12 protein-coding genes and 2 tRNA genes are annotated in these 12,639 nt (G+C 49.8%); 6 read left to right on the top strand and 8 right to left on the bottom strand.

The annotated features are described in order from the left end of the window. Positions 1 to 7: 7 nt before the first annotated feature. The 4 genes from AGRI_RS16085 to dnaQ all read right to left on the bottom strand — a co-directional run bounded on the left by AGRI_RS16085 (position 8) and on the right by dnaQ (position 2,365). Positions 8 to 84, bottom strand: a tRNA-Asp gene (locus AGRI_RS16085). A gap of 16 nt (positions 85 to 100) precedes the next feature. Beyond that, positions 101 to 177: transfer RNA gene (locus AGRI_RS16080), tRNA-Asp, on the bottom strand. Positions 178 to 281: 104 nt separating this feature from the next. Further along, entirely contained in the window at positions 282 to 1,673 is a 1,392-nt protein-coding gene (locus AGRI_RS16075) for a TIGR03503 family protein (protein WP_008985919.1), read from the bottom strand. Next, positions 1,661 to 2,365: a DNA polymerase III subunit epsilon gene (gene dnaQ / locus AGRI_RS16070; protein WP_008985918.1), complete on the bottom strand. Its 705-nt coding sequence runs from the start codon at positions 2,363 to 2,365 to the stop codon at positions 1,661 to 1,663. Before dnaQ ends, AGRI_RS16075 begins: the two co-directional genes overlap by 13 nt. Positions 2,366 to 2,432: 67 nt before the next feature. On the opposite strand from dnaQ, the gene rnhA reads away from it, so the two are divergent. After that, the gene (rnhA, locus tag AGRI_RS16065) at positions 2,433 to 2,912 is read left to right on the top strand and encodes a ribonuclease HI (RefSeq protein WP_008985917.1); all 480 of its coding nucleotides are present in this window, start codon (positions 2,433 to 2,435) and stop codon (positions 2,910 to 2,912) included. Between the two features lie 17 nt (positions 2,913 to 2,929). On the opposite strand, the gene AGRI_RS16060 is transcribed toward rnhA, so the two are convergent. Next, a complete protein-coding gene (locus AGRI_RS16060) occupies positions 2,930 to 3,484 on the bottom strand; it encodes a glutathione peroxidase (protein ID WP_008985916.1) in 555 nt (184 codons plus the stop codon). 176 nt (positions 3,485 to 3,660) lie between these two features. Here AGRI_RS16060 and AGRI_RS16055 point away from each other — a divergent pair, with 176 nt between their 5' ends. Together AGRI_RS16055 and AGRI_RS16050 are read left to right on the top strand one after the other, a co-directional pair. Then, the gene (locus AGRI_RS16055; RefSeq protein WP_008609869.1) at positions 3,661 to 3,846 is read left to right on the top strand and encodes a PA3496 family putative envelope integrity protein; all 186 of its coding nucleotides are present in this window, start codon (positions 3,661 to 3,663) and stop codon (positions 3,844 to 3,846) included. 82 nt (positions 3,847 to 3,928) lie between these two features. Beyond that, the gene (locus AGRI_RS16050; RefSeq protein ID WP_237713117.1) at positions 3,929 to 6,895 is read left to right on the top strand and encodes an EAL domain-containing protein; all 2,967 of its coding nucleotides are present in this window, start codon (positions 3,929 to 3,931) and stop codon (positions 6,893 to 6,895) included. A 29-nt stretch (positions 6,896 to 6,924) separates the two neighbouring features. On the opposite strand, the gene folE is transcribed toward AGRI_RS16050, so the two are convergent. Together folE and AGRI_RS16040 are read right to left on the bottom strand one after the other, a co-directional pair. Then, positions 6,925 to 7,566: a GTP cyclohydrolase I FolE gene (folE, locus tag AGRI_RS16045; RefSeq protein WP_008985914.1), complete on the bottom strand. Its 642-nt coding sequence runs from the start codon at positions 7,564 to 7,566 to the stop codon at positions 6,925 to 6,927. 144 nt (positions 7,567 to 7,710) lie between these two features. Continuing rightward, entirely contained in the window at positions 7,711 to 8,064 is a 354-nt protein-coding gene (locus tag AGRI_RS16040) for a DUF2750 domain-containing protein (protein WP_008985913.1), read from the bottom strand. 161 nt (positions 8,065 to 8,225) lie between these two features. Between AGRI_RS16040 and ettA the strand changes: the two genes are divergently transcribed. From ettA to AGRI_RS16025, 3 genes are all read left to right on the top strand, one after another. Next, positions 8,226 to 9,887 carry an energy-dependent translational throttle protein EttA gene (gene ettA, locus AGRI_RS16035; protein WP_008985912.1) on the top strand — a complete coding sequence of 554 codons (1,662 nt, stop codon included), beginning with the start codon at positions 8,226 to 8,228 and terminating at the stop codon, positions 9,885 to 9,887. Positions 9,888 to 10,002: 115 nt separating this feature from the next. Next, a complete protein-coding gene (locus AGRI_RS16030; protein ID WP_008985911.1) occupies positions 10,003 to 10,365 on the top strand; it encodes a DUF6746 family protein in 363 nt (120 codons plus the stop codon). Between the two features lie 49 nt (positions 10,366 to 10,414). Beyond that, positions 10,415 to 11,122: an energy-coupling factor ABC transporter permease gene (locus AGRI_RS16025; RefSeq protein WP_337445399.1), complete on the top strand. Its 708-nt coding sequence runs from the start codon at positions 10,415 to 10,417 to the stop codon at positions 11,120 to 11,122. 22 nt (positions 11,123 to 11,144) lie between these two features. On the opposite strand, the gene gdhA is transcribed toward AGRI_RS16025, so the two are convergent. Then, a complete protein-coding gene (gene gdhA / locus AGRI_RS16020) occupies positions 11,145 to 12,497 on the bottom strand; it encodes an NADP-specific glutamate dehydrogenase (RefSeq protein WP_008985909.1) in 1,353 nt (450 codons plus the stop codon). Between the last annotated feature and the right edge of the window lie 142 nt (positions 12,498 to 12,639).

The raw sequence follows: 12,639 nt of genomic DNA, 5'->3' as shown, positions 1-12,639 counted from the left end.
ACTGAAGTGGCGGAGCGGACGGGACTCGAACCCGCGACCCCCGGCGTGACAGGCCGGTATTCTAACCGACTGAACTACCGCTCCGGAAAGCATCGAAAGTTGGCGGAGCGGACGGGACTCGAACCCGCGACCCCCGGCGTGACAGGCCGGTATTCTAACCGACTGAACTACCGCTCCGCGCAGTGCACCAAACTATCAGATGGGTATCGTCTGGTGCGGCGGGAATGATACGGATATGGCCGAAAGCCGTCAACATCTTTTTTGCCGCTTTTGCCTATTCCTTAATCATCCGGTAACGAAAGGTCTAATATATCGTCTTTTTCCTTCGATTGAGTAGGTTTTGCGCTGCTCGCAGCGTTGCTCTTGGTAGCACTTGGCATAGCTTTAGCTGCGGCAGGCACGTTTTTTTTGCGCCAAAATAGTAAGGCGCTAAAACCCCGACCAGTCATCACCAACCAAATCGCTGTGGCACCAAGCCCCAGAATCAGTAAATTTGATAAGATCACAAGTCCCCACGGAAAAGGTTCTGGTTCTGGCTGTTCAATAACAGGGGGAACCGGTTGTTGTAACTCAGGAGGTAATTCTGTTAACGCCGGCGCCTCTTGCGCCTGCAGCATTACCAGAAACCGCTCTTGTGGCAGGTTAAGGACGAACTCGCGACCATCCTGCATTTGCCCAAATACCGAGACATCAACCAGATAGCTGCCAGCCCCTTTATTCGCAACCGCTAACACTTTGGCCTCGGCCGGATCCGTCAGCGAAAATTGCAACATCTCGCCATCTGGATAGCGAACGACGCCCTGAAATAGCAAACTATTAAGGTTAACGTCGGCAGAAACCGCCTGAAACGACAGCTGATGTGGCGACTCCGCCTTAGTAGCCTGTTCAAATACCAGTTGCACAGGCGCAGGAGCAATAATCACGGGCGGCTGCTCCAGCTCGCGACTATATAAGGGTGTTTTTAACACATAACGCGGGATCCATTCGCCGGCACCAAAGGTCAGATTAATTTCCCCGGTAAAAATACCATCACGCGCGCTGGCGTCATACCCTCTACCATCATCGCGGAAACTGGCAACTTCAGCCAGGCCACGACCGTAATTATCCTGTTCTTTATTATTGGTGCTGATAAATAGCACTTGCAGCGTCAAGATCTCACGAAAATCACGGGCATTCACCACCTGATCACCATCCATCAGGCGAGCGGTAAGCTTAAACGTTTCCCCAACCATTAAAGATGCTGGTAAAGAATCAACCTGCAACTGAATATCAGTTAATACCAGGATCCGGCTTTCCGGTAAAATTCGCCCTACGGCCTGCCACGGGCCCGGCATCGGATTATTAATCTCAATTAAGTCATAGGTTGCGGCATCGTGCCAACGCATATTATGGTCTTTGGCTGTGTTATAGAACACCTTGCTGCCGTCAGGACGCACCAGTACCACCGATGCCGTGCCTTGACGACGGAAAAACACCAGTGTGATACTGTCAACACCATCATCAATCCGAAAACGATTATCCAGTAACGGGATCTGATTACGCACTGGTAGCTGATCCAGAATAGTCAGCCCGGTATCAGACTTTACCTGCGCTGCCGGTGTTGCCGTATCCTGCTGTGCCACCCCAGTACCGCTAAGCAGCAAGGCCGCGAACAGTAAAATTAACCGCGCCACAGGCAGGTTCCTCCTTTTTTCTGCACCAAATCAAGCCGGCTCTCATGAGCGCTAAGCTCAGCCTGGTTGGCCCGAATCACTTTCAAGCGTCCACTACGTTGCACCGGCTGTAAATTGTCCTGCATTTGCTGTTGTGACTCTTCCTCTGCCGCCAGATTCAGACTGACCTGGCCACCGGTCATCAACAGATAGACATCAGCCAGGATCTCCGCATCCAACAAGGCGCCGTGCAAGGTACGATGACTGTTATTAATATCGTAGCGTTTACATAACGCATCCAGGTTATTTTTCTGGCCTGGGTGCAGCTCACGCGCCAGCATTAAAGTATCAAGTACGGTGCAATACTGTGCAACTGGAGGCAGTGCCGGTTTTAATAGCGCAAACTCATGATTGATAAAGCCGACGTCAAAGGCTGCGTTATGAATAACTAATTCTGCGCCCTGAATATAATTGAAAAAGGCTTGGGCGATATCGCGGAATTTCGGCTCTGCTGCCAATCGCTCGTTAGTAATGCCGTGCACGGCAATGGCTTCCGCTTCGATTTCCCGTTCCGGATTGATATAAACATGAAAGTTATTGCCGGTAAAACGCCGGTTGATCAGCTCAACACAACCAATCTCGATAATCCTATGCCCCTCTTTCGGATTAATGCCGGTGGTCTCGGTATCGAGGATAATTTGTCGCTTTGCCATCTGCAGTTTCGCTTTTTCATTGTATTTACGCTAGATTATACGCCGTTTTCAGCTTAGGAAAGGCCAAATGAAGAAAAGTGTTGCAATCTATACCGACGGTTCCTGCCTCGGTAACCCGGGACCGGGCGGCTATGGCACTATTCTCTGCTATCAACAACACCGCAAAGAGTTAAAAGGCGGCTTTCGTCTGACGACCAATAACCGGATGGAGCTGTTGGCCGCGATTGTTGGCCTGGAGGCATTAAAACATCCCTGTTTAGTTGACCTGACGACTGACAGCCAGTATGTGCGACTGGGAATAACCCAATGGTTGGCGGGCTGGAAACGCAATAACTGGAAAACCAGCCAGAAACAACCGGTAAAAAATCAGGATCTGTGGCAAAGACTGGACCAGGCTTGTCAGCCACACCAGATAAACTGGCACTGGGTTAAGGGTCACAATGGGCACCCGGAAAATGAACGCTGCGACGAGCTGGCCCGTGAAGCCGCCAGTGCAGCACCAGCGGCCATAGATAGCGGCTTTGAAGCGACGCAGGCCGCTGGCTAGCCAGCGTGCCCAGCTGCCTACTCGGCTTGTAGCAGCTGTTCCAATTCGGCGATAAACTTCGGATCTGTCGGGTTAACCCGGCTACCAAAATGCAGTACTTTTTGTTCGTCTTTACTCACCAGGTACTTATTAAAATTCCAGGAGGGTGACTCACCCGTTTTCGCAATCAAAGCTTTGAAGACCGGATTGGCAGCGTCACCACGAACGCTGGTAGTCGAGAACATCGGGAACTCGACGCCATAAGTCAGATAGCAAACTTCTGCGGTTTTTTCCTCGTCGCTATGTTCCTGCCGGAAGTCATTTGACGGGAAGCCTAGCACTACTAAGCCCTGATCTTTGTATTTTTGATAAAGCTGCTCCAGTGCTTCGAACTGCGGGGTAAAACCACATTTACTGGCGGTATTAACCACCAGCAGTGTTTTGCCTTGGAATTGCTCACACAGGTCCACCGTTTCACGGGTTTTTAGTTGTTGCACCGAGTGGCTTAACACCGCACCACATTGTGCCGCAGCGGCAGTTTGTGGCAACAAACTCAGCCCCAGTAACCCCATGCCTAATACTAATATTTTCATCTCTAACTCCAGTTTATGTTGTCTGTTCTGCTCACTACGCCAAGCAACCGCTCTCAGATCGTTTTTATCAGCTTTATCGTATATCAACAAAAATATTTATCGATACCTAAAAAAATTTTCACTGTTGTTTCAGCCGCTTTAGCGATAAATAAGCAGAAAATTGTGAGGTAATCAGTATGTCTGCACTACAGCCAATAGAGTTGGATGAATTTAACGAGCCAGCAGAGCTGGAAGCCGCAGTCAATGTGGTTAAGGATAGCAAAGCCAAACAAAAGTACGAAGCAAGGCGACGCATTGACGAAATTATGGAGCAAAAACGACTCCGGGAACTACTGGACGACTGGGAACTTAGCGACGACTGAATACAGACGCTACCTCGGGCGAGCGTTAAATGCTAAACTGCTAAATTATTCAACTTAGCAAAGCATAACGGGCCACCACACTGTGTTGAGATCGAGAGCTTTTCATCTGGGATTTATTGTCCCGATATTGGTTTTGTTGTTAAGTGGCGCCGTAAGTTATAGTTTATTGCAACATCTGAGCGACCAGCGTCAGCTGCAACAGCAAAGCCAGCTCAATGATCAAGCACAATCCTATGCCAGTGCCATTCAACAAGAGCTGGTAAGAACGGCAACCGCAGCTTATGCGATGGCCGGCTGGCTGCGCTTACAACAAGGTAATCTGCAACAATTTGAACACTTTGCTGCGCAAATCTATCCTTATTACCCACATCTAAAAACTTTATCTGCTGCCCCAGCAGGCATCATTCGTGCCGCTTATCCGGCGCAGACCAATCAACAAATGCTAGGTTTCGATATTCTGCAAGATCCAATTCAGGGTCCCTCTGCTAAACGCAGCTTACAAAGCCAGCTGGTCTATCTGACCGGTCCCTTCCAACTGCGCCAGGGCGGTGTAGGTATTATCGGACGCCTGCCAGTCCAGCTGCCGGATGACACCGGCAGCAACCACTTTTGGGGGCTTGTCAGTGTCACTTTCGAACTGGAAGCACTGGAAAGTATCAAACAATTGGCACAACTGCCGGCACGCGGTATTCAATATCAAGTGTGGCTGGATGAGACGACGGAACAAAGTCTGATTATCAGCAGTACGGCTTCTGCGTTCAGCGCGCTAGCAGAAGCGAAAATTCAGACCGGCACCGTCAGCTGGCGTTTGCAGCTCAGTGCACCGGCCGCGGCTAACTACAGCAAGGTTGCTTACTGGCAACAGTTTCTTGCTATCATATTTAATCTGTTGCTTGCAGCGCTAAGTTACTTTTTACTACGCACCCTGAATACAAAGCAACAACTTAAGCAACAGGTTGCTGCCCGAACGGCAGATTTACAAACTCAGCTAGCACGCCATCGCAGCTTTATTGTTGCCAGTAACACCGGCAGCTGGGAATTTGATCCCGAGCTGCAGCAATTAAGCTGTAGTCCGGAATATTTTTCAATGCTGGGTTATCAAAGCCAGGATCTACCCGCAACTACACCGCAGAATCTGGCTAAGGTATGGGCTGATTTATTGCATCCGAGCGATCGTCAGACCGCCAGCCAGGCCTTCGCGGACTATCTGGCAAGCCCGCAACAGGAGCTATATCAAAATCATTTCCGGATGCGGCATAAAGATGGCCACTGGGTGTGGATTCTATCCCGCGGCCGCACTATCGTTACTGAGCAGGGTAAACGGCTGACCGTAGGCACTCATATCGATATCAGCGATCGCAAAGAATCAGAACTGAAATTACAATTGCTGGCACGTTTGTTTGAGCAAAGCTCTGAGGGACTCCTGATCACCAACTCACAACAACAAGTGGTAATGGTTAATCAGGCGTTTTGTAATATTAGTGGCTATCGGCCGGAGGAAGTGGTTGGTAAAGATCCCAAATTGCTGTCATCCGGTAAACATGACAAAGCCTTTTACCAGAAAATGTGGCAAGCCATTCAACAACAGGGCGTATGGAAAGGTGAAATCTGGAACCGGCGCAAAGATGGTACTATTTACCCGGAGTGGTTATCGATTAGTAAAATCGATGGTCCTGAGCCGGGTGAAATTTATTATGTTGGTTTATTCAGCGATATCACCCAATACAAAGAAGACGAAGCACAAATTCGCTTTTTAGCGCAATATGATGCCCTGACCTCACTACCAAATCGTGCCTTATTGATGGATCGGACTGAACAGGCACTGGCTATCGCCAAAGCGCAACAGCAAGCCCTGGCGCTGCTATTTATCGATGTTGACCGTTTTAAACAAATTAATGACTCGCTCGGTCATCAGGTTGGTGACCAGTTACTGATTCTCATCGCGCAACGTTTAGCTACCCTCTGTCGTCCGGAAGATACACTCTGTCGACTGAGCAGTGACGAATTTGTCTTGTTACGCCCTCATACCGATGGTGATCAAGCAGCACAACTGGCCGAGCAAATTCTGCCCTTAATGCTTACGCCTTACCAGGTTACTGGCCAGGAATTGGTGCTCTCCGCCTCTATTGGCATTGCACTCTATCCGGAGGATGGACAACACTTTCATGAGCTGTATCGCCATGCCGATATAGCAATGTATCGTGCCAAGGAAAAAGGACGTAACACATACTGTTTCTTTACCAGCGAGATGCAGCGCTATCATGCCCGCCATCTGCTATTGGAAAACGCCCTGCGCCGTGCCATCGATAATAACGAATTGAGTTTGGTTTATCAGCCACAGTATTCGCTGCAGCAACAAAAGCTGATTGGTTTTGAGGCCCTGCTGCGCTGGCAACATCCGGAGCTGGGTTTTGTCTCTCCCGGTGAGTTTATTCCGCTGGCCGAGCGTAGCGGTTTGGTGATCCCGTTAGGTGAATGGGTACTAAAAACGGCGTTGACAGAACGCGCAGCGTGGCAACAGCTAACGTCAAGCGAACTGACTGTCGCAGTAAACTTATCGCCGGTACAGTTCCGCCAGCCCGGCTTACTGACATTAATTAATGCCCAGCTACAAGCACATCAGCTATCGGCTGCTGCGCTGGAATTAGAAATTACCGAAAGCGCTATGGTCGAAGATCCGGCACAGGCGGCCAGTCTGTTAGACGCATTCCGGCATCGGGGCTTACGCATTGCCGTTGATGATTTTGGTACCGGCTATTCATCGCTTAGCTATTTGAAACGTTTTGCGCTGAACAAACTAAAAATCGACCAATCCTTTATTCGTGATCTGTTAGCGGATGCCGATGACCGGGCAATAGTACAAGCCATTATCAGCATGGCAAACAGTCTGGAGCTGGAAACTATTGCTGAAGGGGTAGAAACCGCTGAACAACAAGCTTTGTTACAGCAGCTGGGTTGTCAGGCGATCCAGGGATACCATTATGGCAAGCCGATGCAGGCAACTGCTGCCAGAGAAATGATTAGCAGGGAACTGGGGCGTGAACCGTAACGAACGGCTCAGGCACCAGCGTGACCGCTCTAGCGGGCTAAAAACTCAGCGCGGGTACGGGCGTCGTCTTTAAAAATACCGCCCAGAGCCGTGGTTTGGGTTTTCGAATTCACATCCATTACACCACGCGATTTAACGCAGTAATGCACGGCATCCATGGTCACCGCCACGTTATCGGTCTCCAGCAACGCCTGCAACGCAATCAGAATTTGCTGCGTTAAGCGCTCCTGCACTTGTGGGCGCTGAGCAAAAAAGCGTACGATCCGATTGATCTTCGATAAACCAATAATCTTCTTTGCCGGAATATAGGCCACAGTAGCGCTACCATCAATAGTCACAAAATGGTGCTCGCAGGTACTGGTAAAGCTAATGTCTTTCACCTTGACCATTTCGCTAACTTGCATCTTATTTTCAATCAGCGCAATTTTCGGAAAGTTGCGGTAATCCAAACCGCCAAATACCTCATCGACATACATCTTAGCAATGCGATGGGGTGTTTCACTCAGGCTGTCGTCGTTTAAGTCCAGCCCGAGCGTCTGCACAATTTCGGTCATCAGCTGATTAATTTTCTGATACTTTTGATCGCGGGATAAGCCGTTATCTCGCATTGGGGTTTCCAGACCTCTGGCTTCCAATGCACTACGGACTAACATCGCTTCTTCAGTTAACATATTCACTTCCAACACCTGACTCTGATGCGCCTTGTACGCGGCAACTCTGCTTGCAGTTTAGCGGCGGGCATAATATTTGCCATTTTACACCCATAAAACACGAAAGCCCAGCTAAAGCCGGGCTCAAGGATGTCGCGGGCGGGCTTACTGTAACAAAGCGAGCGCTTCTAACAGTTCACGCGGCTCCACTTCGGGGCCATTTAACGACTCATCCCAGTTGGTGCCAATCAGCACACCGTCATCGTACATTTCTTTTAACCAACCTTCACAGAACACATCCAGCGGGATAGCTTCCGGCTTATAATTTTCCCATTCGTCTGAGCAATGGGCCTGAGCATCTGCTTTATTTGACCAGAACGGCATCACGTCAGTTTCTTCAAATTCTACCGATTCCACTACCAGCAAATCTTCACCATCCGCCAGGGTCCAGACTACCCCTTCGGTTTTAGCTTCTTCGACAAAACGCTGAAAACTTGGATCATGTGCAAACTCAGACATACCTAACCTGCTTTAAAAGAAATTCTTCCTGCTATTAAAGCAGAGATCGGCAACCAAAAGCCAACTTTATTCACCATAATGGCTGCTCCCTACCCCCTAATCAGAAAATGGCGTACAATCGCCCCGACTGTGACAATCCAGAATGGACGGTAACTGAAACCATGGCGCAATATATTTTTTCAATGTATCGGGTATCGAAAGTTGTACCCCCGAAACGTACCATCTTAAAAGATATCTCCCTGTCGTTTTTCCCTGGTGCGAAAATCGGCGTACTGGGCTTAAACGGCTCAGGTAAATCTACGCTGTTACGCATTATGGCCGGCGTAGATAAAGAATTTGAAGGCGAAGCCCGGGCACTTAGCGGTACCAAAATCGGTTATCTGCCGCAGGAGCCGGAGCTGGATCCGAATAAAACCGTAAAAGAAATCGTTGAAGAAGCGGTCGCTGATGTGAAGCAAGCCTTCGCCCGTCTGGACGAGGTCTATGCCGCTTACGCCGATGAAAATGCCGACTTTGATGCGCTGGCCCGTGAACAGGGTGAACTGGAAGCCTTAATTCAGGCTAAAGACGGCCACAACCTGGAGAATACGCTGGAGCGCGCCGCAGACTCACTGCGTTTACCGCCCTGGGATGCCAAAATCGAACACTTATCAGGTGGTGAACGCCGCCGGGTCGCGATTTGCCGCCTGGTGCTGGAACGCCCGGATATGCTGTTACTGGACGAGCCAACTAACCACCTGGATGCTGAATCCGTGGCCTGGTTAGAGCGCTTCCTGCACGACTACCCTGGCACTGTTGTGGCCATTACCCACGACCGTTACTTCCTCGATAACGTCGCCGGTTGGATTTTAGAACTGGACCGCGGTGAAGGTATTCCATGGCAGGGTAATTACTCCAGCTGGCTGGAGCAAAAGGAAGCCCGCCTGGCGCAGGAAGAGAAGTCCGAGAATGCCCGCCAGCGCTCTATTAAGCAGGAATTGGAGTGGGTACGCACTAACCCCAAAGGTCGCCATGCCAAGAGCAAGGCACGGATGGCCCGCTTTGAAGAGCTGCAAAGCCAGGAATTTCAAAAGCGTAATGAAACCAATGAGCTGTTTATTCCGCCGGGGCCGCGCCTGGGTGATAAGGTGCTGGAAGTCAGTAATCTGCGCAAAACCTTTGGCGATCGGGTGCTGATTGATGATTTAAGCTTTAATATTCCGAAAGGCGCTATCGTCGGTATTATCGGTCCGAACGGTGCCGGTAAATCGACACTGTTTAAAATGATCACCGGCACCGAACAACCGGATGGCGGTAAGATTGAGATTGGCGAGACCGTACAGATCGCCAGCGTCGATCAGTTCCGCGATAAGATGAACCCGAAGAACACGGTCTGGCAGGAAATTTCCAACGGTCAGGATATGCTGCAAATCGGTAACTTCCAGATCCCAAGCCGGGCTTATGTCGGTCGCTTTAACTTTAAAGGCAATGACCAGCAGAAGTTTATCGGTGAGTTATCCGGCGGTGAACGTAACCGGGTGCATTTAGCGGCGCTGCTCAAAGCCGGCGGCAATATGCTGTTGCTGGACGAACCGACCAACGATCTGGACGTAGAAACGCTGCGGGCGCTGGAAAACGCCCTGCTGGATTTCCCGGGCTGTGCCATGGTGATCTCGCATGACCGTTGGTTCCTCGACCGTATCGCCACCCACATTCTGGATTACCGCGATGAGGGTAAGGTGAACTTCTTCGAAGGTAACTACTCGGATTATGAAGCCTGGCTGAAGCAAACCTACGGCGCGGCGGCATTAGAGCCACACCGGATTAAATACAAGCGGATCTAATCACCGCTTTCTCTTTAAAACGCCTGCACTTGCAGGCGTTTTTGTTGGTACAACTTGTCAATTACAAAAAAAGGCGTATAGTAACTGAGAATCATTATCATGTAAGGAGTTTATGATGAAAGCACTGATGATTATTACCCTGCTCACCGGTATTGCCTTACCCACTGTGGCGTCAGATCGTCCGGCCCATTTTCAGGGCACCGAAATTACCTCAGCCGCGCAAGCAAAAAGTATTTTAAAACAGTACAACGCTAAGTTAGCGGCGTTGTTAAAAACCGAGTTAAACCCGACCAGCATGACCGAGATCCACCAGCTGACCTATACGCTGGAGAATGCATTGGCTAAGCTACCCGCTGCAACAGACGACATTAAAGCTGTGCTGGAAGAAGTGCATCTGGGTTCAGAAAGTATGGATTATCAGCGCGTGAAAACCAACGCAGCGGCCTATTTGCAGCAAAGTCAGGCGCTGCTTAACTAACCCTCTGTAATATGGCCTGGCAGCTGCCAGGCTTTGATAAAACCAAAAACTGGCAAGCGCTTGGCACAGCCGTTACAATAACCGCACCCACGTTACTGATTGTACTGTAATGAGCAGCTGGCAACTTTTAAGCTGGATCCTGTTTGCATTTATCCTGCTGCGTTTTTATCCGCGGGAACTGTTACCACGGCTGCTGCAGATCTCAGGCTATCAACATCTGGTATTCGCTTCGGCTGTGGCGCTGACGCTGCTCTGGTCGGTGCGGGCCGGTATCGCACCGGGGTTGGAATTATTCTTTCTTGGTGTGACAACACTGGTACTGTGTCATGGCTGGCGTATCGCGATCTGGATTAGTTGTCTGCCGCTGCTGCTGTTAATGCTGTTTGGAGTTATCGACTGGCCAGATGGCGGCGCCTTTGCCTTAACCACCTTTGTACTACCCGGCTTGTTTAGTTACGCCGTATTTGTCTGGTCTTATCACTATTTAAGCCGGCACCTGTTTGTTTATATCTTTGTTGCCGGCTTTATCAGTGCAGCTCTGACGATCTGCGTGAAAATCTTGCTGACGTCTTTGTGGTTCTATACTCAGTTTGATTACGGCTGGCATACCATCTATCAAAACTATACGCAGCTGGCGTTACTGATTTGGTTTGGTGAAGCTCTGCTTAATGGCATGGCCATCACCCTGATGGCGGTGTACCGGCCACAGTGGCTCAGAACTTTTTACGATAATGAGTACCTGTCGCCGGATCGCTAGGGCGTTTAAACGCCCCAGGTCGCTAGACCACGCCCTGCTCGATCATCGCCTCAGCGACCCGCTTAAAGCCAGCGATATTGGCCCCTAATACTAAGTTACCCGGTTGACCAAATTCTGCCGCGGTATCACGGGCGCGCAGATAGATATTACGCATTATCACCTGCAGCTTGGCATCGACCTCCTCAAAGCTCCAACGTTGCATACTGGCATTTTGTGCCATCTCCAGTTGACTGGTGGCAACACCGCCGGCATTGGCTGCTTTGCCGGGGCCATAGGCAATACCGCTTTTTAAGAATACTTCAACCGCCTCTTGCGTAGAAGGCATATTGGCACCTTCTGATACCGCCAGACAGCCATTCTCTACCAGGGCTCTGGCATCAGCGACGGTCAGCTCATTCTGGGTGGCACAAGGAAACGCCAGCTCGGCTTTAAAGCGCCACACCGCATGACCATCAGCCGGATAATCCGCTGTACTGATATATTCGGCGTCCGGATGAAACTTTAGATAAGCCGTTAAGCGTTGTGGCTGCGCTTCTTTAATCTGCTTTAAGGTATCCAGATTAATACCGCTGGCATGATAGAGAGTGCCTGAGGAATCGGAACAGGTAACCGCTGTGGCACCCAGCTGCTGCAGCTTTTCGATGGTATAGATTGCGACATTGCCCGATCCTGAAACCAAACAACGTTTACCAGCGAGCTGCTGCTGCCGGTCTGCCAACATATATTGGGCAAAGTAGACGCAACCATAACCAGTTGCTTCCTTGCGCGCCAGTGAGCCGCCCCACAATAAGCTCTTGCCGGTAAAGACACCATCAAAGCTGTTGGCCAGCTTTTTATATTGGCCAAACATATAACCAATCTCGCGGGCACCGACACCGATATCACCGGCTGGCACGTCAGTGGTGGGCCCGATATGCCGGTACAGCTCATTCATAAAAGACTGACAAAAGCGCATAATTTCGCCGTCAGATTTACCCTTAGGATCGAAGTTAGCACCACCTTTAGCGCCGCCGATGGGTAATCCGGTCAGGGCGTTTTTAAAGATTTGCTCAAAACCCAGGAATTTGATGATACTGGCATTGACCGAAGGGTGAAAACGAATGCCACCTTTGTAGGGCCCCAGAGCGGAGTTAAATTCGACGCGATAACCTTTGTTTACCTGAATATTGCCCTGATCATCAACCCAGGGCACCCGGAACATAATTTGCCGCTCTGGCTCGACCATCCGTTCAATAATAGCTTGTTGCCGGTATTTAGGATTGTGTTCCAGGATGGGTGTCAACGACTCCAGTACTTCTTCAACGGCCTGATAAAACTCAGCCTGAGCCGGGCTGCTGTGTTGTAAACGGCGAATGGTATCGTGAATATAGGTCATGATTTGGCTTCTTGCTGCAATGTCTGGCGCAATAATGATTTCTAGCCGTATAGATGTCAAGAGAGAAAGATTTCCAAAATAGAATATTTAAACAAATAATGCGCATAAATATATGGAATAGTAAGTTTATTGCGCATAAAAA

Source organism: Alishewanella agri BL06 (assembly GCF_000272005.1).
Lineage (GTDB): Bacteria > Pseudomonadota > Gammaproteobacteria > Enterobacterales > Alteromonadaceae > Alishewanella > Alishewanella agri.
The sequence above is the reverse complement of the archived record's forward strand: the minus strand, read 5'-3'. Positions and strand labels throughout refer to the sequence as shown.

What these genes read in the sequence shown, in the direction of transcription:
- AGRI_RS16055 (WP_008609869.1), top strand. Translation starts at nt 3,661, where the DNA reads ATGTCTGCACTACAGCCAATAGAGTTGGATGAATTTAACGAGCCAGCA.
- rnhA (WP_008985917.1), top strand. Translation starts at nt 2,433, where the DNA reads ATGAAGAAAAGTGTTGCAATCTATACCGACGGTTCCTGCCTCGGTAAC.
- folE (WP_008985914.1), bottom strand. Translation starts at nt 7,566, where the DNA reads ATGTTAACTGAAGAAGCGATGTTAGTCCGTAGTGCATTGGAAGCCAGA.
- gdhA (WP_008985909.1), bottom strand. Translation starts at nt 12,497, where the DNA reads ATGACCTATATTCACGATACCATTCGCCGTTTACAACACAGCAGCCCG.
- ettA (WP_008985912.1), top strand. Translation starts at nt 8,226, where the DNA reads ATGGCGCAATATATTTTTTCAATGTATCGGGTATCGAAAGTTGTACCC.
- AGRI_RS16060 (WP_008985916.1), bottom strand. Translation starts at nt 3,484, where the DNA reads ATGAAAATATTAGTATTAGGCATGGGGTTACTGGGGCTGAGTTTGTTG.
- AGRI_RS16040 (WP_008985913.1), bottom strand. Translation starts at nt 8,064, where the DNA reads ATGTCTGAGTTTGCACATGATCCAAGTTTTCAGCGTTTTGTCGAAGAA.
- AGRI_RS16030 (WP_008985911.1), top strand. Translation starts at nt 10,003, where the DNA reads ATGAAAGCACTGATGATTATTACCCTGCTCACCGGTATTGCCTTACCC.
- dnaQ (WP_008985918.1), bottom strand. Translation starts at nt 2,365, where the DNA reads ATGGCAAAGCGACAAATTATCCTCGATACCGAGACCACCGGCATTAAT.